The following is a 24,402-nucleotide window of genomic DNA, read 5'->3' as shown; positions in this document are numbered from 1 at the left end:
TTTTAATTAACGGGTTCGTTTAATACTCATTGTTAATAGCAATAATCCACTAGCAATAGCCAAAAAGTAATAAGGCATTCCTGCATCCCAACTCGACTGACTGTTCACGCCTAAAAAGTCTAAATATAATCCAGCTTGCAGAGGCCCTATATACCAAATAACTAAAAACACGACTTCAAACATTCGCTTTGTTTGCGTAAATGCACCGCAAAAATAGGCTAATGAAACCATAAACGAAATAGCCACAAACAATTGTACCAGCAGCAACCATTCCGCCATTACTACGCACCGTGCAATACTACCTAAACACGCTAATGCTAACAGTCCCCAGCCAGCACTAAAACTCGCCATATTTTGCAATAATGGGGATTGCTTACTGTAAGCCATAATTTCAAAGGTATTTGTTTGCCTCTCTAGCTGCCCTAATGGTGATATAACCAATACACACCACAGCAATGAGATAGGTAAAAAAAGGCTCAATAACAGATCCTGATCAACAAAAGCTTGGCATACATTCAAAGTGACCAACCCGATGAACCACAGATTTGTTTGCCCTTTGAGCATTAACTTAAACTCTAATCGTAATAAACGTGTAAAAGCGAATGACTTTGTTGCGCCAGCAAATAATCTATCGAGTATTCCTGTGACTTTTTCAATTACGCTGACTATTCGCCATGGCTTTTTAGCCTCTTTCAGTGAGCCATTACTGAAACGATCAAAAAATAAAAATGCTAAACTCAAACCTATTAAGCTGATCATCAACAAAGGCAGCATTCCTAAGAGGTGCACAACACTTGGCTCAAACCCATGCCAAACAAATGTGCTTACAGATTCACTCGCTGTTATGCCAACATTGGTGCCACCTTGCTCTGCTGGAAAACGCGCAGCAACCTCCATATCTAAACTTTCAAGCACCGCACCAATGCCTGACACTCCTTCAATGCTTTGCGTTATCGAGCCAATCCACAAGAAAAAATACGCCACATTACCAAAACCACCTTTGAGCCACGTTATCGACTCAAACAAAATAGCAATTGATGCAATTGCTAATAACAGCGGTAAAACAAACACTAATTGCGGCCAAACAAGTGCCCACATATCAATCTGGTAGCTTTCGCCATAATAAAGTTGGATCAATACACTACTGAGCAACATCGCCAATACAATTGAAAGTAAAATCAGTACATTTACTCCCCACTTAGCGAATAAAAAAGCCTGTTTGCTAATCGACGTTGCTGCAATAAGCTCACACGTTTTTGATTGCCTATCTAACTCAAGTGCATTTTTAACTAAGTAAAAACAAATAATGGGTAAGAACATGACATTCAGCATCGCTAAACATACGCCAATCCACGCGCTGTTATAAATCCCGCGGTAGCCATTAATAACCAAAGTTTGGTACTGCGCATCAGGGGATGGAAAATACAATAACGTTAATACAGACATAGCCAACAAGGTCACCATATAACTTTGTTGGCGTGTGCGCTGTTTAAAGTCAGCTACCATACATTGCCAAATCTGTTTCATTAACGGATCCTCACTGCGCTGTGAGATGCTGATTGCTCGCTGGTAAAATACAAGTAAGCATCCTCAAGTGATGCCGCCCGTTCCGTAGCTTTAGAGTCAGGGCAATGATCCGCAACAAGGTTTAATTCAAGCTTTCCTTCTTTTCGAATGCTGTGGCTAACAATATACTCATGCTGGATCTGTTTCAGCTCCGATGGTTCAACCGTTAGTGTCCAGCATTTATCAGCCACTTTTTGCTGTAATACATCTGCTGTTGCTGATTGGATAAGCGTGCCACCGCGCATAATTACAATGCGATCCGCAATCGATTCAACATCTGACACAATATGTGTAGAGAAGATAATGCAACGATCCGCCGCAAGCTCGGTCAATAACTGTCTAAAGTTGGCGCGTTCATGCGGATCAAGACCAACTGTCGGCTCGTCAATGATCAATAATTTAGGATCATTTAATAACGCCTGCGCAATTCCAATGCGTTGTTTCATACCGCCAGAGTAGCCTTTTAGCGGCTGATGCGCGGCGTGAGTTAAATTAAGTTTATTCAGTAAATCATCAATAACACTCTTGGCATGGGAACTTTCAAGCCCTTTAAGCCCTGCCATGTATTGCAAAAACTCAATACCCGACAGCTGTTCATACACGCCAAAATATTGAGGTAAATAGCCCAGCTCTTTGCGTAACAATTGTGGTGATTTAACAATATCTTGGCCTTGCCATAAAATAACACCTTGTGTTGGCTTAGTAATGGTAGCCAGAATTCTCATCAAACTAGATTTTCCTGCTCCATTAGGGCCTAACAAGGCTAAAATACCAGGTTCAACTTGCAACGATAATGTATTAATTGCGCATTTTGCATCTTTGCTTTTATTATATTGATGACGTAATGATTGAATATCTAATAGCATGAGTGTCTATTCCTAATTAAGTTACACTCATTCAGCAAATATTAAGCCATATAAATAGCAATTAATAATCAACAACTTAAATTTTAAAACTTTTAAATAAACAATATTGAATAACAACTCTCACCAAATAATGGCGAAAAGCATCAACGTGATAAGTTAGGATCTTTCTCACTCGCTGATGCATGTAACTTATTCAGCCTAACCACTGTAAAAACTAAAACAAACTTTGATACTGATCTATTAGATAATCTGTGTAAGCAATATCGCCACGATAACGCGATAAATGCGTGGTATCACGGTACATTTGCGGGGTTATTTGCGGTATATTTTGATGGTTTTTCAGCTTAATACCAGTAGCTTGTTCTATTTGCGTAATTACCGCAGCTAAACGTTTTTCAGCCTCTGGTGTTGTTTTTATCCACTTGCTGTTTTTTGGCAGCATGATCACTTCAACGTTATCAGATACACGTTGAAAGTTTTTTACAATGTTAATAAAGTGATCAACTAATAATGGCTCAAAATGAAGCTGCTCTATATCGGCACTACTAATGCGACTGAGGCGGTCATTTCTCATTGCGTTATCGGTTTGCGTAACGCGGTAATAGTCGTTAAATATGGCTAATGTTTCTGCTGAACGCTCTTGTGGAATAGTCCCGCCACCTTGCCATTCATAGCTCCATTCTACCGGCTTATGATCAGGGTATTCTTCATCAAACTTCTGACCAAGCAATCGCCCTAAGCGACGACGTTGCGCAATAGTTTCATCATCATCTTTAAACGTTTGATGTGACTGAGGAGGAAACATCCCTCTGCCAAAAAAGCTGGTGATCATTTCAGCTGATATATTACCGCGCAAATACTTTATATTGAATAACCGTACGCCACGAGTAAGATCATTTTTTGCAATTTCCATTAACTCCTCGTCATTGGCAAGCAACGTTAAAAACGAGTCTAAAACTGGCGCAGCTCTATCCCAGCGTGTTTGCGTGGTTTGAAACGGATTAAACTCAATCATGGTTAGCTTTATTTTGCGATCTTCTTCGATAAATTCATCCGCAATACGCCGTGACAAAAAATCTTGAAAATATGGGTTTAGCCCACCAAAGCCATAATTAAACGATTTAACCTGCTTACCCCGCTGCGCTAAATCAGCATCAAATTTTCGCGGCGAAAACCCAGCTCGCGTCATTGATGAACCAAAAAACATCACAACATCGTTTGGTTCTTTCACTATCTGTGGCAAAGCCGCCCGTGACTCAGTGACCCTGCCTAATACGCCTTGTGAATTTGCCCCCATCCCATGCAAAATAAGATGAATACTGATAAGTGCGAAAGCCATACATAAGCCAATAACAAGAATCGACTTTCCATATAATTTTTGTGATGTCATTGTTGCTGTACCTTGATGATTAGAATTGGAAATAGATAAACTCATTACTTGGCTCCCCGATAAATAAACACACGCCTTGCCCTAACATCATTAACAGCCAAAATAGCCAGGGTTTATTTTCCAGCTTGTCAGCGCCCTTTATTACGTAAAAATCCATAATATGTACAAGTAGCACCCATATACTGGTCATTACAAAAATAATCATTGCGTTGTTTCCTGCTGCTATTGTTGAATTAAATACATGTAAATTAGTAATAATATCTATGGCAGAAGTTAAGTCGTTGGCTGCAAAAAATACCCAACCTATAAGGACTAAATAAAACGTGATGGCCCACTTAATAAAAGTAACAAGCAGCGCGTTGGATTGATTAAAACGTGCAAATATTTTCAACCCTGCTAAATAGTGCGTGACAGTAATAATAGCGCCATGAAATGCGCCCCACGCAACAAAGGTCCACGCCGCACCATGCCATAAACCACCCAATAACATAGTTAAAAACACATTACGGGTACGGTTATTATTTCTGTTTCCACCTAATGAGATATATAAATAATCGCGTAACCATGTAGAGAGGGAGATATGCCAACGACGCCAAAAATCAACCGGAGAAAGCGCAAAATAAGGCACTCTAAAGTTCAATGGAATACTAAAACCAAGTATCAGCGCAATACCAATTGCTATATCGGTATAGCCCGAAAAATCGCCATAGATTTGCCCTGCAAATGCCAGTACTCCAGTCCAAAGTTCAAGCGTGCTAATAGGGCCTTTTGCTTCAAAAGCATGTTGCGCTGGGATAGCTAATATATCAGCCCCCGTTTTCTTGATAAGCCCAACAGTGATCAGTAAAAAGCCATGTTTTACAGCCGTATATTTAGGTAATGCGATGGCGTGCATTTGTGGCAATATATGGCTTGCACGAAGAATAGGCCCTGCAACCAATTGAGGAAAAAACGATAACGCAGCAACAAATTCAACTAAGCCTTTACGTGGCTTCATGTCGCCGCGATAAACATCAATGGTGTAACTTAAACTTTGAAAAGTATAAAAAGAAATACCAACGGGCAGCACCCAACCTAATGTTTCAATAGAGGCATTGTAACCAAGCGAAGATAACAACTCAGACACAGAGTTAAGTGCAAAATCGGCATATTTAAACACTGCAAGTAAACCTAAATTAAGCACCACAGATAAAGTCACCCATTGTTTTTTACGTTGCAGCGTTGATGCTTTATAAATAGCTTGGGCAATAAAGTAATCGGCTACCCCACTGCCCACCAGCAAGGGAATAAAACTATAATTCCACGCGCCGTAAAACACTAAGCTACCAACTAAAATTAAGTACACTTTGGGTTTTTGTTTTAAAAACACAAACCCGTAAAACAAAATAAAAATGGCAAAAAACCAAAAGAATATGGGGGTATTAAAGATCATGGTGTCACCTTCGTTGTTATTTCTTGTGTGATATGTGTTCTTTGATAAGGAATATATCTAAGCCACCTCAAGATACCGTTTCAGTTGGAATTAAAAGCGATTTAGGCAAGGCATTGATTGCAAGCAATAGTGGCTCTATTGTTCAAATCAATCCCTTATAAAGGTAACGCAGTATAAATTGCTTTTAAACCAACCCATTGGGCGTTTCACAGGTGCTTTGGGTATAAACATACTATTTCCTTTATTTAGAACGAGTTTGGCTAACCCACTAAAAGTAGGGTGAAAATCAATCAACAATTAATTGAAGTAATTTAAATAAATGTGATGCAGGCTAAATAAAGCCAACTGACTTAAAGCACGCTAAGGTGATAAGTGAAGTAAGATATAGATCATTCGCGTGCGCCATTAGCTATTAGTAGCGCTTTAATTGACTCAGTACGCGCACGATTTAGAGGCGATCGTCGCTGATAACCATCAGAAACCCCTGTCGTAACCGCTAAGTTAACATCAGCTCCGCGTGCAACTAGTAATTGGCTCATGTCGTAAAAACCAAAATACGCTGCATTGATAAGCGGTGTTTCATCTCGCGGCACAATTGCATTTATATCAGCGCCGTTATCTAACAATAGCGTTGCCAGTTCAATATTATTACTCATCGCAGCGACTATCAGCGGGTTACCATCACCACTTGATGACTGATTTACATCAGCGCCTAAGTCAATCAATGCCTGTGTCATTGCTTTGTTGTTTTGTTTCACCGCAATCATCAACGCAGTGCCATCGCCAATAACTGGCACGTTAATATCAACCCCATCATTTTTCAGTGCTTTAATTGCGCCAATGTCATTACGAGTAACGGCATCAATCAGTAAGGTACTTTCAAATTGCGGTAATAGTGAGTAATGTCGAGCATCAACGACGGTGTGTTTAATACTGACTTTAGGTGAAAAGGCCTGTGTAGCTTGAATTGTGGTGACTGTTAGCCCTGCACATACCAGCATAATGATCGTGATACGTGGCTTTTTAAATTGCTTGTTTTCTAAAACCGCGCCGATACGATAATTCAGCTCTTTTTTCTTACTAAATAGTCCCATTGCCAACACGCTCCGCTGCTCCATCACCATTAATTTTGCACAATCAATCAGTGACTGCGCATATTGCTGCGTATTTTTAATTTCGTTCACTGCGCGTAAATCACACGCTATTTCACGCTCTACATGAATTTGCTTATTAAGCAGGCGGATCACTGGGCTCCACCAAAATAAGATAGCAATGATCTCCTGAAATAAGCCAAACCAGTTATCTTTACGTTTTATATGCGCGTTTTCGTGGAGCACTATCGCCAGTAATTGCTCATGCTTGAGTTGTTCAGTAATGCTTTTTGGAAGGATGATTTTAGGTTGCTTAAACCCAATAACCAAAGGCGAGGATACTTTGCTTGAAGTATAAACATCTGTATTAATATGGGCCGATAAGTGCGGCGCTTTTTCTATCGTAGAGCGAAGCAAGTTTCGTGTTTGTACATATGACGATAACACCGTAAATCCACGCCATATACTACCTATAAACCAAAGTAGGACACCAATACTGAGTAAAAAAGAGAAGTTAAATACAATCTCACTGGGTAAATGCCAGTTACTCTCCTGATCACTCATAGCGACTTTATTATCAGTTGCTGAAAAGCTATCTTCTGTTTTTAAATCAACCGATTGCGCAACTGAATTTATAACACTTGAAGTTTTATCTGCATCCATTGTGATCAAAGTGAAGGGGATGACTGTTGCGACAATAAATGCCGTCATCCATAACCAACTGCGCAGCTCCGCACTCGATGGTACACACTTATTAATCAACGCAATTCCCAATAAAAGGATAAAACCAATAATTAGGTGGTGAAATGCCAACGTTGTTAATAAAGTATATTCAATCATCATAGCCTTGGCGTCCTTATCTTGGTTTGTTAGTCTTTACTTTGGTCGACTTTACGTTGCAGCGCTTCTAGATCATCAAGGTCTATGTCGGTCTCTTGCATTAAGTGTTGCGCCAACACCTTGGGTGAGCCACCAAAAAACTTGTTTAACATTGAGGTTAATGCACTTTGTCGGGCCTCTTTTTGAGTGATTTTAGGGATATAAATAAACGCTTTACCCTCTTTTCTAAAATCAGCATAGCCTTTTTCAGCAAGGATCTTACACAGGGTTTGTGTTGTGGTGTAAGCCGTTTGCTTCTCTTTTGATAGTTCATCTGTTATGTCGCGCACAGATGCTTCACCATTTTTCCAAAGCACTTCCATAATACTTTGCTCACCATCGGTAAGCTGGTTTGATTTATTTCTAGCCATCGTATTTAACCCTTTCTTTTAATCTACTAATTAATTAGTTTTAAATACTATAGCGCGCATAATTCCACCTATCAACTAATTAATTAGTTTTTAAACAAGCGACCACTTAACAACCATTGAAGATGCTAGGGCGTGTTGACCTTTGTGGATTGAAATTTGTTCAATCTAGGGGCGATTTAATCGCGGCGCGAGATTTGTAGCCTAGTGGGCTAAGTAAAAACCGAGCAACAAAGAGTCAATCGCCCCTAGGAAGAACCCTTTGGGCAGCGCATGTTTGGCATTTATACTGCGTTATCGCCTATTTATGGGGAACAACCACACTGCATAGGCGCTGCCTTGCCTAAATACCAAACATACTGCTGCAAAATTAATCACGAAAGGTCAACACGCCCTAATAGCAAGCTACAAATAATTAGTTGATGATTTGTAAATAATACATCTATGTTCTAAACCTAAAGAGTACCTATCAAATGGAGCACTTTTATGCCGACAACAAATACGGTTGATAAAAACACAGAGTTTGCCCGCTGTTTGCAATGCAATAAGGTAAATACATTCGCTGCATTTCATTGGCTTGCTCTTGCGTTTAAAGATATGACGCGAGCACCAATACTGAGCTTAATTTACGGATTAATTTTTACTATTATTCCTTTAGCTATTGTTTACACCGCCGTATTTGCAGGAACTTATATTGTGATTATTCCTGCAACCGTCGCGTTTGCTCTAATTGGGCCTGCATTTGCTGTTGGCTTATATGATGTAGCATGGGAGCTTGAAAAAGGGCATAAACCCACACTTACACATTCGTTAAAATCAATGTTTAGGAATCCTGTTGGGGAATGGGGTTTTGCAATTTTGTTGATGGTTATTATGATTGTTTGGATGCGCCTTGCAGCCTTAGTACATGCACTTTACCCAAGCCATGCTAACCCTACCTTTGAAGAATTATCAGCATTTTTAACTTTAGGCTCTATTATTGGCGGGGTTTTGTTAGTCACTGTATTTGCAATTTCAGCGTTTACGCCGCAAATAATGATGGAAAGACGGGTCGATATTATGACCGCTGTCATGTCGTCCATGCACGCTGTTAAAACTAATTTTTCTGCAATGGTGGTGTGGTCTATCTGTATTTTTGTACTTGTGGCACTGGGTTTTGCAACCGGAGCAACAGGGTTTATTGTGATTATGCCGCTACTTAGTTACGCCAGCTGGCATGGCTATATTGCGATAATCAAAACTAAAAAGGCCAGAGGGTATGAGTAAATAAATAGAGGGCGAGTCAACGCTAGCCCTTTGTTACTTAATTGTAATTTGACTTTTATTTTCACTAAATAAAAAACAGATCAAAACAACAATTGGAATATTCTTAGTAATTGGCCCAAACGGATGCAGCCAAAAGCTTGCATCTATCAACGTTAGCAGCGCAGTATAAGTAATGATTACCGCCACTTGAACAAGACAGCAAACTTGGGTTTTAAAAGATGTGACGAGCCAAAGCCCAAGTGCTATATCTAACATACCACCAGCGTAAATTGCTGCTTTAGCTGGTAGACCTACAATATTGGCGCCCGCAAGAATTTCATAGCCAACGTCAGGTGCAAAATATACGGAGGTTAAACCGGTAAAAATCCACAAAAATGCCAATGCGTATTTTGTAGCATACAGCAATGTTGCTTGCTTAAAGTTATACATACCCAAGCCACCTCACACAAGCGAAAATGGTTTAAACACCATTAACCAAAATATCCCTAAAATAGCGGCAAAAGCGGGAATTCCTAATAAAGTCCACGTTTTCATCAATGATTTAAACTCTGCGGTAACTTGATTTAACTCTACCGATAATTTAGCAAGCTCACGTAATTTGTATTGAATACGCAACACAGGCAACCAACACACACCTATAAAAGTAAATAACCCAACAACCCAATAAAACCAAGGGGCTGAAAACGAGTACCCTAACTTGCCCATCAACATTATGCCCGTGACAATTTGAATAATGACTGCTGGGGTTGTAAAAATCCAGTCTGCTAAAATAACGTGCTTAGCCGTAATATAAATAACCTGTGGATTGTTGGAACGATTTGCCATAAACATAAAAAAAGCAATACCGCCGCCAGTTCCCGTTACCACAACTGCAGCAAGAATATGAAGTAACTTTAAGAGCAAATAATATTCCATTATATGTACTGCACTTGATTATCTAACGACATTTCTTGTTGATATGTGATACCGAGCGTATCAAAATAATGACTAAAATCATCAAGCTCAAATAACCCTGCGCATGGTATTGCACCCACGCCCTGCTTTGCAATAAACGCCTCACTGCTCAACAATTTTTTGGCTAATACAATACTTGAAAGCGTTGGAATATATGGACCATTACCTTTTGGTGCGTACAGTGTCCATTTAATTTGTTTTGTTTTATTACCATGATCTTGCCCACTAATGAGTACTTCCATTGCACCATCTTGTGTGCCAAATGGTAAAAAAAGATTACTCGTGCTCACAATGGCTTTCGCTAACGGCGCCCAACTTTTCACAATGCCAATTTTTGATAAGTAAGCCATCCCCACCATCGTCCAATGCAATATGCCCAACTCTAAACCCGCTTGAAAACTCACTTGCTGTGATACGTTATAGCGATTCGGGAAAAGCTCTAAATCGGGCACATCCACATTGGCTAAACAACGCTTACCAACAAAGCTGCCAAAATCATTTACCCTTGAGTCCATCCAACCATAGACATCTTGCCAATGACCGCTTTTAAACACACTTAGCGGATGTCCGGTATAAGATAATATTGCAGCAACGGTAGCCACACCTCGCTCCGCTTTATTGCCTGGCGCAATCGCTAAATTAATTGATTCAATAGTACTAAATTGATTTTGATAATGATCGACAACCGCAGAAGATAAACCCGGCACAGAGCTGGCACCACTAACTATAAGTACGCCCTTTTCTTTAGCTTTGCTATCCAACTGATTAATATCGCAAACAAACCTGCGATCATCAGCTAAATCAATATAATGTGATCCACACTCAATGCACGCATTGGGTACTCTATAATCTTGCCCTTGAAAAGGCCCACTAGTATGAATAACCAAAAATGGCGCAAGGCTTGTTAATCTAGCTTTAAAATCATCAGCAAAAATATCAATAACTAAAGGCGCTAAAATAGCGGCTACTTTCGGTTGTAAATGCTTAGCAAGTGCAATTGCTTTATCGTTATTCCTACCTGCAATAAGTATTGTTATTCCTGCTGTTTTTGCTAGATTTTCAACAATTCTTTTACCAAAGTTACCATATCCGCCTAACACAACGACCGTCTTCATTTAGCTACTCCTTCTAACTACGGGCTAAAATATGACAGCATTAATAAGCTAAGCAAAGCTTTAAAATACGATCAGCTAAATAAATAAGCCAAATCGTAAGCCATTAACCTCATACGCTGTGCAATTTCAATTTATACCACCACAGCTTTAACTATTAAGCTCGACTAACGCCGAGCTTAATTTCGTGGTGTTAATCCTTGCGCTTATAAACCATTAATAGCAAAGCTGGTAATACGGTTAAACTTACAACCGTTGAAACAGCAATGCCACATAGGACAATGATCCCGACTCCACGATATAACTCAGAGCCTTCACCGGGTATAAATACCAATGGCGCTAAGCCACATAAGGTCGTCATTGTTGACATAACGATTGGTTTTAATCGCGTTTCCAGTGCACCAATAACAGCTTGATAAGCCTCAAGCCCTGCGGCTAAATTACGACGGCTTTGATCAACAATTAAAATTGGGTTATTCACCACTGTGCCCAGTAAAATCAAAAAGCCGAGCATAGTGATCATATCAAACGGTTGATAAAACCCACCAAATACAGAACCTACAGCGTTAATTGCATTTAATCCAAGTAGGCCACCAGCCATGCCTAAAGGCACCGTTGCCATAATAAATAAAGGCTGTCCCCAGTGTTTAAAAATTGCCACTAAAAGCAAATAACACAAGGCTAAAGCCACTATAAAGTTACTGCTTAATGCATTGCGTGTTTTTTCAAGCTGATCTGCAGCGCCACCAATACTTATATTTACCCCAGGTAATAAATCGCCCTGCTTTTGCAGCTGTGGCAATAGTTTTTCTCGGACCATTTGTTGGGCACGCTCTAGAGCTACATCCCTCGGTGGAATAATATAAACAGTTACTGTACGGCGTCCATCTACTCGGCGTAGGCTGTCACTGTCGGCTTTTTCGCTTAAATTAGCCAAGGCGTTTAACGGCAACAAACCTTGCGATGTTACGACGGGTGCTTGCTCAAGCCCCTCTAAGCTTTGCTTGTTACCTGCCTCTGAGAATATAAACACATCCACTTTATCATCACCTAAAATTAATTCATCAACATAGGCCCCGTCGCTAAGTGCTGCAACGGTATAGCCCAGCTCATCGGCGGTCATGCCCACCTCAGCAAGACGCTGCCAACGAGGTTGAATTTCAATTAATGGCTGATCAAGCGTTAGTGAAGACGGCTCAGAGTCAACTTGTGGATTATCAAACACCTCACTCGCAAGGCGGTATACAGCATCGGCAGCACGGTATAAGTCCACTTGCTCTGTACCACTAATATCTAGTGCTACCGCGCGCGTACCACCGTCGTTACTAGAGATAATCGAGCCTCGTGATGAAAATGCTCGCATTCCTGGGTAACTTTTAAATTTAGCGGTTATCGCCGCCATCATTTCGTCAATATGCTCTGGATTATTCGGCTCACTTAAAAACCAAATATTGCCCACCCCAACCGATAACGAATAATACTTTAATGATGGTAAATCGGTTTTCCCCTGCGCAAAGTCACTGCTTGGTGCATTTAAATGATTATTAAAATAGGTCAATAACTCATCACCAATTTTTTGCATATGGCTCAAGTTATATCCTGGGGGTGCTATCATCATTGAAAACGCTTTTGGTTCTTCACCTTCAGGAAGATATTCGGCTTCCGGCATAAATAACCAAGCGCCACCAATTAAACCGATTACAGCCACAACAACACACACTGAACGCTGAACTTTAGAGGCTAAAAATGCAGGAATAAACTGAGGTAGTCGCATTTTCGATGTCATTGTGCCATCAGACTTTGTTACACAAGCAAACCGTGCAGAAGCCGCGGGTACAACTAATAACGCGACCAGCATAGAAGCTATAATGGCCCCAGAAATGGCAATCGCAACATCTGAGTACAACTGGCCAGCTTCTTGTGTAATAAATAAAATAGGTGCAAACACCAATACTGTGGTCATTGTTGAAGCTAAAACCGCAGGCCATACTTCTTGCACGCCAGCAATAGCGGCTGCTAATTTTGACAGACCACGTTGTTTAGCTTGCTCAATATTTTCAAGTACCACAATGGTATTATCAACCGTCATGCCAATCGCAAAGGCAACCCCCGCTAATGAAATAACATTAATGGTTCGCTCAAAGAGTAATAAACCTAAAAATGCGGCAATCGTACAAATTGGTACACCCATTACACCAATCAACGTAGAACGCGGGCTTTTTAAAAACCAGAACATCACTAAAGTTGCCAGTAACGCCCCAATAGCTAAGTTAGTCCATACATTTTTAACTGAGCCTTTTACATAACGCACGTCGTCACTGAGTAGGGTTAATTGCAGGCCATTTTGCGCTAATAAATCACGGTTAATACGCTGTACAACTTGCGTCATTTCGTCTTTAATTGCCATTACATTTGAGCCACTTTCGCGGCGTACCGATAGCATTAAATTACGCTCGCCATCGTTATAAGAAATGTTTCTCAGTTCATAATGGTCTAATTTTATTTTCGCAACATCTTTAAGACGTACAGTGCGGTCTTCATGCTGAGCAATGACTAACTCTTCTAGTTCTTGCGCCGATTGAAAGCGCCCAACCATACGCAGTAAGTAACGGCGTTTTCCGCTATCTATATCACCCGCTGAAGCATCTTGATTGCGGCTACGTATCGCATTTCGCACTGCTATCAAACTAATATTTCGACTTGCAAGCTTTTGCTGATCGATCAATATCTGTATTTGATACAACGCCCCGCCTCGAACGCTAACCTGTGATACACCAGCCACACGTTCCATTTCTGGACGTACGTTATCTTGGGCAAAATCACGTAGCATGTCGATATCGATATTAAGCGGATTACCCGCCTGCGGTTTTAATGAAAAAAACATAAAAGCATTGGATGAAAATGAGCTACTGTAGAGCACGGGTTGATCGACGTTTTCTGGGTAATCAGGCACTTGTGCTAATGCGTTACTAACATTGATAAGCGCCTCATTAACATCAACGCCAAATGGGAACTCGAGTTCAACCTCAGCTTCGCCGGTATTTGCATAACTCGACATACGCTTTAAATTTGGGAGCGAGCGTAAATAGCGTTCTTGCTCTATGAGTATTTCTTTTTCAACATCTTGTGGTGTAGCACCTGGCCATTGGGTCACCACAGTGATAGTGCGAACATCTAAATCAGGGATCATCTGAACAGGAATTTTAAACGCGGCTACTAATCCTAAAATACATGCAATAAGTACCGCAACCGTCACCAATGTTGCATGTTTAACTGCGCCTTCGAGCATTATTGAATCCCCGTTGGCGATATCGTCTTAACTGCTTGACCATCTTGTAATAATTCATTGCCTTGAGTTACCACCCATTGCCCAGCTTTTAGACCTTCAATTACTTCTACTTGGCTATTCATACGCGCGCCTACTTGAACACTTTGCCTTACAGCGACTCCTTCAAGCACAGTAAAAACACTAAAGCCTCCATCAGGGTGGCGTAACAGCGCATCTCTATCGATAACAACACTGGCTTTAGCCGTTGGCTTTAATGACACTGCTGCACTTGCCGATAAACCAACTTGTAAGTCACCCGTATTATTAAGTTGTAAACGCAATAAAAAACTACGATGAGTGATATTTATCACAGGTACTTTCGCAATGACTGTTGCTGTAAATGCTTCATTTGGCCGTGAAGCTAAATACACTTCAACTATGGTTTCAATATCTATTGCTGCAAAGTGCTCTTGAGGCATATATAAATCAAGCCACAGCTTGTCATTGTTCACTAATTCAAAGGCGCTTTGACCACGGGTAACCCACTCCCCTACATTCACCATACGCTTAGCAATAATGCCACTAAAAGGAGCAACTAGCTGATGACGCACTAAAAGCTGTTGTTGGTAAGTTTCGTTCGCTTGGGCTTCAAGTAAACTTGCTTGAGCACCTTTAACGGCTGCGTAGCGCTGCGCAAGTTCGGTCTCTGCAAATAATTTTTGTTTGGATAAAGATTGCGCTTCAGTATAACGACGCTTAGCATCATCAACGGTTACTTGCGCACGAGCTACAGCCGCTTTATTGGCTTGTAATTGTGCTTTAATTAATGCGGAATCTAACGCGAGTAAAGGTTCGCCTTGTTTTAGGTATTGACCTGCCTCAGCATAAATATCGGTGACTACCCCTTCAGCAAGTACCGAAAGTTGCGCATGACGCTGCGCTTTTAATGACCCCGTAAGCGTCACTTTAGGAGCAAGTTGCTGCTGCTCAACTTGCTGGGTAACAACATTAACGGTCTCAGCCGCAGAGCTAAATGCACTAAAAAGCATCAAGCATACATACCAACAATACTTATAAATATTCAAAATAACTCCCTTTTCTATCCTATTAACACCGCATGAGTGCTTGGATAAAATTTCGATTAACGCCAACAAGTAACAACATGCATGAGCAACTTGATAAGAATGTGCCTAATATAAAGCAATCACTCCACCGTAAACAAGAATCATTTGCAAAAAAGTCATTTTAACAGCAGAATTACGTGTAACAATAAACAAATCTAGATTTTGCGACTTTCAACGCCAGGAATTTTTATGAGGCAGCAAGCCCTTCACGATGCAAAAACGTTAGTATTCACAAAAAGTAGTGGGGTTATGTCGACCCTTTCTCATAACTTAAGAGGATACCCTTTTGGCTCCGTCGCCCCTTATATGTGCGACGAGCAAGGCCGTATTTACTTTTTTATTAGCAATATCGCCCAGCATACCAAAAACCTACAACATGATAGCCGCATGAGTTTAACGGTATTTGATGCCGCCGAGCAAGGCGATCAAAATGAGCATGGCCGTGTAACAATTGTGGGTGATGGCCGTTTAGTTGACACCGATAAAGCTGAATCGTTAATCGACAAATACATAGTCCTTTACCCAGAAGCACAAAGCTATCGTAACGCTCATGATTTTAATCTTTGGCAATTAGATGCAATACGCGTGCGTTATATCGGGGGCTTTGGAAAAATATTTTGGTTAGAACAAGATGAGTGGCTACAACCCTCTAAGCCGTGGGATGAAGAACAAGAACAACATATGATTGAGCATATGAACGGCGATCATCTAGATGCCATGAGCTTAATTTTAAAACAACACTGCAATGTAAATGACCCATCACCCATTATGAGCGGCCTATTACCACAGGGGTTTTACCTGCAAAGCCAACAACGTAACTATTACATTGCATTTAATGCACTTTGTGACAGCCCTATGGCTGTGCGTAAGGCATTAGTTAAATTAACAAAAGCTGCCCGTGGAGAAAGTGAGTAGTTAGCTCAAAAGTCGGCTTTATAAACGCTTAAGCTGTCGCTTTATCAAAAAAGTACCTTCGTTCAAAAATTAACGCAGGTACTTTAATGGCTAAATTAATCGCAGATAAATTAGCTTCTACGCCCGCTCATCTTTAGGTGAATCCATCACAACATGAGAGGTTATTGTACGCACTTGTGGTATTGACCCTAGCACATCCGCATGAAACGCTTTATAAGATTTAATATCTGCGGTTTCTATTCGTAATAAATACTCAAATGCACCGGTCACATTGTGACATTCTTTTACTTCATCAATAAACTCCAGCGCTTGCTCAAAAGTACGTTGTGATTTAGTAGAATGCTCATTTAAGCCCACACCAACATATGCAACAAACCCCAGCCCAAACGCATGATTATTTATCACTGCACGATATCCCGTGATCACACCTATTTTTTCTAATTCTTGCACACGGCGCAAACAAGCTGATGGCGATAAACCAACTCGCTCTACAAGCGTTCAATATTTTTATGGCGATACTGCTCGTCGCTTCTGTACTTTTTAGTATGCTCTAAATTTTTTAATTAAAGCGATCCCAATAACGACACACCGCGCCTTTTTATCAGTCCCATTATCGACACACTGTGACTTTACTCTGTGCAAAATAAAAATTAGTCAATTGATAATTAAAGGTTATTTTTATTGGCATTGAAACTGCTATATCTAGTTATGATCAGCATTTTTAAGTTACTTTAAATGGATATAATCCGAAAAAAACAAAAAGCAGCAAACAAGAAACCTTATATTATTGCTGGGATATGCTTAGTATTAGTGATGGTGATTTGGCAAATATCACGCTCAAATGTCAGTAATATAATTGCCACTAAAGACACCTTGTTAATCGATACCGTAAAACGGGGGCAATTTGAGGTGACCGTTCGTGGTATCGGAGTGCTTGTACCCAAAGATATTCGCTGGGTAGCCACCAATATCAGTGGTCGTGTTGAAGCTATTTATGCTAAAGCCGGTGCCAGCGTAAAAGTTGACGATATCTTAATGGTTTTAAGTAACCCGGAGCTTGAGCAACAACTTGAAGAAAGCCAGTGGGAATTAGAAGAAATGAAGGCGCAACTTCATGCTCAAAAAATTGCCCTTGAGTCACAAGTATTTGATCAAGAAGCTTTAGTGATCAATAGCCAATTAAATTATGAACGTGCCCTACTAACACTTAATGCGCAAGAATCTTTAATTGCACAAGATATCGTCGCGGTATCAAAAATAGCTCATGAAGAAGTAAAAATTGATGTAAACCAATTTAAGCAGCGTTGGCTACTAGAACAAAAGCGTTTACTAAAAAGCCGCGAAAACATGCAAGCACAAATAAAAGCATTTTCAGCGCGATCAAAACGCATGCAGCATATAGTCAGCAGAATGCAAAGCCAAGTGGACGGCTTAACGGTTAAAGCAACGATTGATAGTATTGTACAAGAAATGCCGCTGGAGCTTGGCCAACGTGTAAATGCAGGCACTAATCTAGCCCGCCTTGCCAAAAGTGGCGAATTTTTAGCTGAACTACGCGTTCCCGAAAAACAAGTCAGCCATGTTGCTCTAGGTCAACACGTCACCATCGACACCCGCGCAAATATCACAACAGGCATTGTCAAACGCATTGATCCTGCGGTGATCAATGGCTCTGTACAAGTCGATGTTGAATTAGTCGGTGACATTCCAAAAGAAGCACGCCCTGAACTGTCTGTTGACGGCATTATTGAAATAGCAAAACTCGATGATGTGTTATTTGTAAAACGTCCCATGTTTGCTAAAGCAAACAGCACAGGCACCATTTACGCATTAGATACAGCCAACGAATATGCCCAATCAACAACAGTCGAATTTGGACAAATGTCAGCAACCCATATTGAAATAAAACAAGGATTAGCGACAGGCAACAACATTGTCGTCTCAGATGTCTCCGCGTGGGATGGTCATCAACAAATAAAAATTAATTAGGAAGCACTATGAAAACGCACTCAAACCCTGTACTAGTCGAACTCAAACAACTGAAAAAAATTTTTGTTGCTGATGACATTGAAACCCATGCCTTAAATGACATAAACCTGTTGATTAACCAAGGTGAATACATTGCAATAACAGGCCCGTCAGGCTGTGGAAAATCTACGTTACTTTCTTTATTGGGTTTATTAGATAACCTTTCGCAAGGACATTATTTATTAGCTAATCACGACGTGTCAAACCTTGATCGTGATGAGCGCGCACATATTCGCAATGAAAAAATTGGTTTTATATTTCAGGCCTTTAACTTAATTAGTGATTTAACCGTTGCCGAAAATGTTGAGCTGCCATTAACCTATCGTAAAGACATTAGCAAAGAGCAACGTAAAACCATGGTTGCTGATGCTTTAGCCAAAGTTGACATGGCTCACCGAGTTAATCACTTTCCTTCTCAGTTATCAGGTGGGCAGCAGCAACGCGTTGCCGTAGCCAGAGCGATAGCAGGCAACCCGTCGATTATTTTAGCCGATGAGCCCACTGGTAACCTTGATTCAAAAAATGCGCAAGCGGTGATGAACTTACTCGACCAACTTCACCAAGAAGGCGCGACTATTTGCATGGTTACTCATGATCCGCGTGGCGCGAGTCGTGCAAAACGCACAATTGAAATATTCGATGGCAAGATTGTTGCCGATCACGAAAACAATCAGCAGTCAGCTGCAATTACGGTATAAAAGGACAAAATGATGTCATTAGCTATCGAGTTAAAATATACCGCACGAATGTTACTAAAAAAGCCAATGTTTACTGCTTTAACCATCTTGATTGTCTCAATTGGCCTTGGTTTAACACTTTACGCCTATTCAATTTTAAATAATTTGGTGTTTAAACCCATGACCATGAATGGCGACACGCCACTTGTCGCCATTGAAGCTAAATATAATTATAACCATCAATACCGAATGCAAGCAGATCCTTTTCATTTACTGCAATTAGACCAACAACTAGGGTTATTTACAGATGTTGCCTATTATTATGAAGGAACGACTATTGCAGGAGGCGCAAAATCAACCAATAGTAAGCTCCAACAAGCAAAAAAATATAATGCAACTTACACCAGTTGGAATATTTTTGAAATTGCCGGTGTACAACCCATACTGGGGCGAGGGTTCGCACCTGAGGATTTTTATGACGGTGCGGAGTCTGTATTTGTACTCAGTTACGAAATATGGCAACGAGACTTTAATAGCGACGCAAAAATAGTTGGCCAAACAGTATCACTTGATGCCATGCCCTCACGTGTAATTGGTGTTATGCCTGAAGGCTTTTCATTTCCACAATATGCACAAATATGGCAACCTTTGGGTCCTGATTACTTAAACCCAATTGAAGCAACCAGAAACAGCGCTTTTGGTATTGCTCGCCTAAAACCAGATGCCACATTCGCACAAGTCGAAGCCGGGGTTGCCTCTTTCAATACGCAAATTGAGCCTGAGTTAATGAAGGATTTTCGTTGGAGACTCAGCGATAACGGCGAATACCTAATTGCAAAACCCTACAAACACGCCAGTATTGTGCAGTATTACACTATTTTTGTTGCTTTGTTTGTTGTGGTATTTCTTATATTAGCGCTTGCCTGCATCAATGTAAGTAACTTACTCCTTGCACGTGTAAACGAACGTCTAAAAGAGGTCGCGATCCGTGTTGCTCTCGGTATTCCTAGAAAACGTTTAATTTTACAAATGCTGTGGGAAAGCGTCTTTATATGCTGTACTGGTGGACTGTTTGCATTGTTATTTGCCGCTTACGGATTAGAAGTCAGTAACGAAATACTTAACGCCAATTTTACTGTCGAAAATAAAAAGCCATTTTGGTGGGATCTATCACTTGAGCCAAGCGCTATAGTGCTATTAATCGTCTCAGTGGTGTTAATGATTGCAATCACTGGCCTGCTCCCTGCGATTCGCTCGTTATCAAATGATTTTAATGCAGTGATACGAGATGGCACACGAGGTGCTTTAAGTAAAAAAGCAGCTAAAGCTGGCAGAGTGTTAGTCATTTCTGAGATTTTACTGTCCTGTGTTGTATTAGTCATTGCCACTATTTTACTTGTCACAGGTTACTCTGCAGGCACCGCTGATTACGGTGTTGATACCGACAAGCGCCTTACAGCACAAGTACAACTGTCACCTGAAAAATACCCTGTAAGATACGATACTGAGTTTGAATACCAAGACCGTATAAATCGTTCTGATATGTACTATAAATTAAAGGAAACACTTGAAGCCATGCCAAGCATAGAAGCCGTCTCTTTCATGTCACAACTACCTGGTCGAGGGGAAGGCACCAGTTATTTTGAAATTGAAGGACGCGCCGCACAAGTTTGGAATGAAAACCCTTACAGTAATAATGAGCTCGTTGCCCATGATTCATGGCGAGCCATTGGCATGGAAATAATTCAAGGTCGTGCTTTTGATTACCGAGACCGAGAAGACGGTGCGCTTAGCATTATGATTAATCAAACCATCGCCAAGCAGTTTTTTCCAGAAAATGATGCCATTGGCCAGCGTGTAAGGCGTGTTAATGCAAGGGGCGCATCTGACGATTGGTATACAATTGTTGGCGTTGTATCTGATACCTTTCATGGTTCAACTATGCGATCCTCTAGTGCCTCTTATAACTCCTATCATTCAATGGATAACATTGGTCCATGGCGGCTATATGTCGCATTACATTATCAAGGCAATGAAGCAGCTATCAAGCAAGCCCTAATGGATGCTGTAAATACTGTTGACCCTGATCTTGGTATTTATCATATACAAAATTATGACGATCTAATTAATCAACCAATGTTACTGGTGCTGTCAGTGAGTAAAATATTTTTACTGTGCGGGGTAATCGCTGCATTTTTGGCAGCCAGTGGCATTTACGCAATGGCTGCAAATAGCATTACTCAGCGCACTCAAGAAATTGGTATTCGCAGAGCCCTAGGCTCACCTGATAATGACATTATTAGATTATTTATGAATCAAGCCATTAAGCAGTTAGCTATCGGCCTTGCAATCGGTGTTTGTCTGTCGCTATTATTAGTCAGTACCATGACTAATACATTAGTGATAAGTAACACCAGTTATGTATTAAGTCTAATTTGTGTCCCATTATTAATAACAGCAATGGTCTTATTAGCTACCTTTATACCCGCTAAAAAAGTGATCAAAATGGAGCCCAGTGACGCATTACATCACGATTAATGCTTAATATTTCTTTTATGCGAACAGCTCTAAATAAGTTGTTCGCTGTTAAAATGGTAAACTAATGACACCAAATACCCCATCGATACTCGTCGCTGATGACGATGCTAACGTACTCATCGCTTTAAAAATGCTAATTAAATCAGAAGGTTTTGAAGTAACCACCGTTGAAAAGCCGTTTGATGTATTACAGCTATTAAAACGAAAAGACTTTGCCTGTGTATTAATGGATTTAAATTATCACCGCGATACCACATCCGGACACGAAGGATTTGAGCTACTTACTGCAATTAGAGAGCTTGACGAACAAGTCCCAGTCATCGTTATGACCGGGTTTAGTAGCATTGATATTGCCGTTGCATCAATGCAATTAGGGGCTGTCGATTTCATACAGAAACCGTGGAAAAATAACGACCTAATTACCAAGGTTAACGCACAAATCAAACTCAGTACTTTAACCCGCCAAGGACAACGTTTAACCCAAGAAAACGCCTTACTTAAACAAGAATCACAACTACCAAAAAGCCAAATAATAAGCCAATCTTCTGCAATGCAGTCGATCATCAACCAGCTTGAACGCTTAGCTCTCAGTGATATGAATATTATTTTTACTGGCGAAAATGGTACAGGTAAAAGTATGCTCGCTAATTATTTACATCAATGTTCTGCCCGTGCCCAACAAGCATTTTTGTCCGTCAATATGGGGGCTATTAGCGAAAACTTATTTGAAAGTGAAATGTTTGGTCATATAAAAGGCGCCTTTACTGACTCCAAAGAAACCCGTATTGGCCGTTTTGAAATGGCTGATAACGGCACTATTTTCTTAGATGAAATAGCCAACATTCCATTATCGCAACAAGCAAAATTATTAAGGGTGCTTGAAGAGCGACAATTTGAAAAAGTGGGGAGCTCTAAAACCCAAAAAATTAATGTTCGCCTAGTCTCAGCAACCAACGCTGATTTACCTAGTTTGATTGAACAAGGACAATTTAGGCAAGATTTGCTATACCGACTCAATACTGCCGAAATACGCATTCCTGCACTGCGTGATCGCACTGCTGATATACTTCCTTTAGCCCATTATTTTCAAACACAGTTTTGTGAAAAATACCGCTTATCGTGCAAACCGTTTTCAAAAGGTGCCATTAAAGCATTGCATAGCTATCATTGGCCCGGCAATATCAGAGAATTAAGCCATATTATTGAACGCGCATTATTTTTAGCCCAGCACGATGAGATACAAGTCAGTGATTTAGGCCTAGCAACACAAGATAAGCCCGAAGCATTCGCGTTTGATGAAGCAACATTAGACGATATCGAATCACATGTAATTAAAAAGCGCCTTGCTTTGTTTGATAATAAAGCCCACGAAACAGCGCTATCTTTAGGTTTAAGTCGCAGCGCATACTACCGACGTTTAGATAAATATAAGTTACTATATGACGAAAATTAAACGCAAAATAGTAAAGAGCTACGAAGGCGATATTATACGTTTAGTGTTACTAGCAACTGCTTTACCAAGTGCTTTGTTATTTTATTTTGTCATATCAGCAGGTATATCAATTTACTTAAAAATACTGATTATACTTTTTGTAGTTATTGTTACCGGCTATAGCTGCTTCAGTATCTGGCAAAAAATAACTTACCAATTACGCACATCTATAAACATTATCGAATCCGTTATTTTTGGCGATGGCACGACGCGCCCTGTTAGTCGATACAAACAAGGTGCGCTTGCTGAGTTTAACCACACCCTTACAGGTTTATCGTCGGCGATTAGTACACACAAACAAGAGCTAAAAGAACAACAGCTACTATTAACAAAAATCATCAATCAAATCGATGTTGCCATTATTACCACTGATCATAATAACGCGATTGTTTTAATGAACCCCAGCGCTGAAAAGCTTTTTGCCTGTCGTTTTGAAGCCGTTATCGGTGGGCCAATTAATCAGTTAGGTTTGCAAGATGCGTTAAACGTGGATGGTCAAAAGGTGGTTGAGTTTCAATTAAAGCAGCACCGTAAAAAAGTGTATCTGCACGTTGATAAGTATTTAGTTAATACCCAAACACATAATTTGATATTTATCACGGATATTCAACAACTGCTGCGCGAAGAAGAGCGAATTGCATGGCAACGCTTAGTGAGAGTATTAAGCCATGAAATTAATAATTCATTAGCGCCGATAGCCTCAATAAGCGAGTCTTTAGCAAAGCTCACGAGGGCCGATTTAACCCAAGCAGACAATAAAGCAGATTTACATCAAGGCTTATGCGTTATTTCAGAGCGCGCGCATTCGCTCAATACATTTATTAAAAGCTATCAGCAATTATCTACCCTTCCACCACCAGTAAAGTCTCTTATGTCTGTCGCTGATTTTATCCTCAGCACCACGGCTCTTTACCCGCAAATAAACTGGCAGTTACCTAAAAGCCCAGACATCTCCTTTTTTGTTGACTGCCAACAATTACAACAGGCGTTGGTAAACTTGATCACTAATGCAATTGAAGCTTCAAACACAAACCAATCAGCCAGCAATAAAGAACCGATTAGCTTAACGTTGCAATGGAAAATTAGTGAGGGAAAGCTATTAATACAACTACTGGATTCAGGCGTTGGAATAGCGAATATTGATAACTTATTTGTGCCATTTTACACCACTAAAACCCAAGGTAGTGGTATAGGGTTAGTACTCAGTCGGCAAATAGCCATGAACCATGATGGCGATCTACACATAGAAAATCGTGATACTCAGCGCGGCGTACAAGCCACGATTGTTCTACCTACACGTTAATATAATTATCTTGTGAAGTTTGCAGATTTTACAAATGCCTGCAAACTTTTCATAAAAAAATTATATGAAAACAATCACAGTGACAAGTAAAAAACCCAACTAATTGTATTTAAATAGATTTAATTTAAACTCA

Annotated in this window: 18 protein-coding genes and 1 pseudogene; 7 read left to right on the top strand and 12 right to left on the bottom strand. The window is 40.3% G+C overall.

The features are described 5' to 3' along the window. Positions 1 to 6: 6 nt before the first annotated feature. The 6 genes from ADS77_RS07775 to ADS77_RS07750 form a co-directional block, all read right to left on the bottom strand. Positions 7 to 1,527 (bottom strand): hypothetical protein, encoded by a 1,521-nt coding sequence (locus ADS77_RS07775; RefSeq protein WP_054453780.1) that lies wholly within the window; start codon positions 1,525 to 1,527, stop codon positions 7 to 9. Continuing rightward, on the bottom strand, positions 1,527 to 2,432 hold the full coding sequence (locus ADS77_RS07770; RefSeq protein ID WP_054453778.1) for an ABC transporter ATP-binding protein: 906 nt from the start codon (positions 2,430 to 2,432) through the stop codon (positions 1,527 to 1,529). The genes ADS77_RS07775 and ADS77_RS07770 overlap by 1 nt, the downstream gene beginning before the upstream one ends. A gap of 214 nt (positions 2,433 to 2,646) precedes the next feature. Next, on the bottom strand, positions 2,647 to 3,867 hold the full coding sequence (locus ADS77_RS07765) for a hypothetical protein (RefSeq protein ID WP_054453776.1): 1,221 nt from the start codon (positions 3,865 to 3,867) through the stop codon (positions 2,647 to 2,649). After that, complete coding sequence (locus tag ADS77_RS07760; RefSeq protein ID WP_054453775.1) at positions 3,842 to 5,254, bottom strand: MBOAT family O-acyltransferase; 1,413 nt, start codon at positions 5,252 to 5,254, stop codon at positions 3,842 to 3,844. Before ADS77_RS07760 ends, ADS77_RS07765 begins: the two co-directional genes overlap by 26 nt. 389 nt (positions 5,255 to 5,643) lie before the next feature. Beyond that, positions 5,644 to 7,188 carry a M56 family metallopeptidase gene (locus ADS77_RS07755; RefSeq protein ID WP_054453773.1) on the bottom strand — a complete coding sequence of 515 codons (1,545 nt, stop codon included), beginning with the start codon at positions 7,186 to 7,188 and terminating at the stop codon, positions 5,644 to 5,646. Between the two features lie 26 nt (positions 7,189 to 7,214). Then, complete coding sequence (locus tag ADS77_RS07750; RefSeq protein WP_054203440.1) at positions 7,215 to 7,595, bottom strand: BlaI/MecI/CopY family transcriptional regulator; 381 nt, start codon at positions 7,593 to 7,595, stop codon at positions 7,215 to 7,217. Between the two features lie 483 nt (positions 7,596 to 8,078). Between ADS77_RS07750 and ADS77_RS07745 the strand changes: the two genes are divergently transcribed. Continuing rightward, positions 8,079 to 8,858, top strand: a complete 780-nt coding sequence (locus tag ADS77_RS07745) for a DUF2189 domain-containing protein (RefSeq protein WP_054453771.1) — start codon at positions 8,079 to 8,081, stop codon at positions 8,856 to 8,858. A gap of 33 nt (positions 8,859 to 8,891) precedes the next feature. Here the strand turns inward: ADS77_RS07745 and ADS77_RS07740 are convergent, their stop codons facing one another. The 5 genes from ADS77_RS07740 to ADS77_RS07720 form a co-directional block, all read right to left on the bottom strand. Continuing rightward, positions 8,892 to 9,287 (bottom strand): DoxX-like family protein, encoded by a 396-nt coding sequence (locus tag ADS77_RS07740; protein WP_054203442.1) that lies wholly within the window; start codon positions 9,285 to 9,287, stop codon positions 8,892 to 8,894. A gap of 12 nt (positions 9,288 to 9,299) precedes the next feature. Then, positions 9,300 to 9,761, bottom strand: coding sequence for a DUF2269 family protein (locus ADS77_RS07735; protein ID WP_235575736.1), 462 nt, complete (start codon positions 9,759 to 9,761; stop codon positions 9,300 to 9,302). An 11-nt stretch (positions 9,762 to 9,772) separates the two neighbouring features. Continuing rightward, positions 9,773 to 10,927, bottom strand: a complete 1,155-nt coding sequence (locus ADS77_RS07730) for a saccharopine dehydrogenase NADP-binding domain-containing protein (RefSeq protein WP_054453768.1) — start codon at positions 10,925 to 10,927, stop codon at positions 9,773 to 9,775. A gap of 190 nt (positions 10,928 to 11,117) precedes the next feature. Continuing rightward, positions 11,118 to 14,213, bottom strand: coding sequence for an efflux RND transporter permease subunit (locus tag ADS77_RS07725; RefSeq protein ID WP_054203445.1), 3,096 nt, complete (start codon positions 14,211 to 14,213; stop codon positions 11,118 to 11,120). Beyond that, positions 14,213 to 15,277: an efflux RND transporter periplasmic adaptor subunit gene (locus ADS77_RS07720; protein WP_235575735.1), complete on the bottom strand. Its 1,065-nt coding sequence runs from the start codon at positions 15,275 to 15,277 to the stop codon at positions 14,213 to 14,215. The genes ADS77_RS07725 and ADS77_RS07720 overlap by 1 nt, the downstream gene beginning before the upstream one ends. 228 nt (positions 15,278 to 15,505) lie before the next feature. Here ADS77_RS07720 and ADS77_RS07715 point away from each other — a divergent pair, with 228 nt between their 5' ends. Further along, complete coding sequence (locus tag ADS77_RS07715) at positions 15,506 to 16,231, top strand: HugZ family protein (RefSeq protein ID WP_054453764.1); 726 nt, start codon at positions 15,506 to 15,508, stop codon at positions 16,229 to 16,231. Between the two features lie 117 nt (positions 16,232 to 16,348). Here ADS77_RS07715 and ADS77_RS07710 read toward each other — a convergent pair. Further along, positions 16,349 to 16,726 (bottom strand): annotated as a pseudogene (locus ADS77_RS07710) (Lrp/AsnC family transcriptional regulator); the annotation flags it as partial. 240 nt (positions 16,727 to 16,966) lie between these two features. On the opposite strand from ADS77_RS07710, the gene ADS77_RS07705 reads away from it, so the two are divergent. The 5 genes from ADS77_RS07705 (at position 16,967) to ADS77_RS07685 (ending at position 24,269) form a co-directional block, all read left to right on the top strand. After that, positions 16,967 to 18,220 (top strand): HlyD family secretion protein, encoded by a 1,254-nt coding sequence (locus ADS77_RS07705; RefSeq protein WP_054203449.1) that lies wholly within the window; start codon positions 16,967 to 16,969, stop codon positions 18,218 to 18,220. Between the two features lie 8 nt (positions 18,221 to 18,228). Then, a complete protein-coding gene (locus ADS77_RS07700; protein ID WP_054203450.1) occupies positions 18,229 to 18,957 on the top strand; it encodes an ABC transporter ATP-binding protein in 729 nt (242 codons plus the stop codon). Between the two features lie 12 nt (positions 18,958 to 18,969). Next, positions 18,970 to 21,474 (top strand): FtsX-like permease family protein, encoded by a 2,505-nt coding sequence (locus tag ADS77_RS07695; protein ID WP_054203451.1) that lies wholly within the window; start codon positions 18,970 to 18,972, stop codon positions 21,472 to 21,474. Between the two features lie 64 nt (positions 21,475 to 21,538). After that, positions 21,539 to 22,927 carry a sigma-54-dependent transcriptional regulator gene (locus tag ADS77_RS07690; RefSeq protein ID WP_054453762.1) on the top strand — a complete coding sequence of 463 codons (1,389 nt, stop codon included), beginning with the start codon at positions 21,539 to 21,541 and terminating at the stop codon, positions 22,925 to 22,927. Then, positions 22,914 to 24,269 carry a sensor histidine kinase gene (locus ADS77_RS07685; protein ID WP_054453761.1) on the top strand — a complete coding sequence of 452 codons (1,356 nt, stop codon included), beginning with the start codon at positions 22,914 to 22,916 and terminating at the stop codon, positions 24,267 to 24,269. Before ADS77_RS07690 ends, ADS77_RS07685 begins: the two co-directional genes overlap by 14 nt. Positions 24,270 to 24,402: the final 133 nt, after the last annotated feature.

Origin of the sequence: Pseudoalteromonas porphyrae, assembly GCF_001298125.1 — a bacterium.
Lineage (GTDB): Bacteria > Pseudomonadota > Gammaproteobacteria > Enterobacterales > Alteromonadaceae > Pseudoalteromonas > Pseudoalteromonas neustonica.
This window is presented reverse-complemented; position numbering and strand designations above follow the sequence as displayed.

Coding starts and splice junctions, on each gene's coding strand:
- ADS77_RS07775 (WP_054453780.1), bottom strand. CDS start 1,527: ATGAAACAGATTTGGCAATGTATGGTAGCTGACTTTAAACAGCGCACA.
- ADS77_RS07685 (WP_054453761.1), top strand. CDS start 22,914: ATGACGAAAATTAAACGCAAAATAGTAAAGAGCTACGAAGGCGATATT.
- ADS77_RS07760 (WP_054453775.1), bottom strand. CDS start 5,254: ATGATCTTTAATACCCCCATATTCTTTTGGTTTTTTGCCATTTTTATT.
- ADS77_RS07745 (WP_054453771.1), top strand. CDS start 8,079: ATGCCGACAACAAATACGGTTGATAAAAACACAGAGTTTGCCCGCTGT.
- ADS77_RS07700 (WP_054203450.1), top strand. CDS start 18,229: ATGAAAACGCACTCAAACCCTGTACTAGTCGAACTCAAACAACTGAAA.
- ADS77_RS07730 (WP_054453768.1), bottom strand. CDS start 10,927: ATGAAGACGGTCGTTGTGTTAGGCGGATATGGTAACTTTGGTAAAAGA.
- ADS77_RS07750 (WP_054203440.1), bottom strand. CDS start 7,595: ATGGCTAGAAATAAATCAAACCAGCTTACCGATGGTGAGCAAAGTATT.
- ADS77_RS07770 (WP_054453778.1), bottom strand. CDS start 2,432: ATGCTATTAGATATTCAATCATTACGTCATCAATATAATAAAAGCAAA.
- ADS77_RS07740 (WP_054203442.1), bottom strand. CDS start 9,287: ATGTATAACTTTAAGCAAGCAACATTGCTGTATGCTACAAAATACGCA.
- ADS77_RS07705 (WP_054203449.1), top strand. CDS start 16,967: ATGGATATAATCCGAAAAAAACAAAAAGCAGCAAACAAGAAACCTTAT.
- ADS77_RS07690 (WP_054453762.1), top strand. CDS start 21,539: ATGACACCAAATACCCCATCGATACTCGTCGCTGATGACGATGCTAAC.
- ADS77_RS07725 (WP_054203445.1), bottom strand. CDS start 14,213: ATGCTCGAAGGCGCAGTTAAACATGCAACATTGGTGACGGTTGCGGTA.
- ADS77_RS07695 (WP_054203451.1), top strand. CDS start 18,970: ATGTCATTAGCTATCGAGTTAAAATATACCGCACGAATGTTACTAAAA.
- ADS77_RS07755 (WP_054453773.1), bottom strand. CDS start 7,188: ATGATGATTGAATATACTTTATTAACAACGTTGGCATTTCACCACCTA.
- ADS77_RS07715 (WP_054453764.1), top strand. CDS start 15,506: ATGAGGCAGCAAGCCCTTCACGATGCAAAAACGTTAGTATTCACAAAA.
- ADS77_RS07765 (WP_054453776.1), bottom strand. CDS start 3,867: ATGAGTTTATCTATTTCCAATTCTAATCATCAAGGTACAGCAACAATG.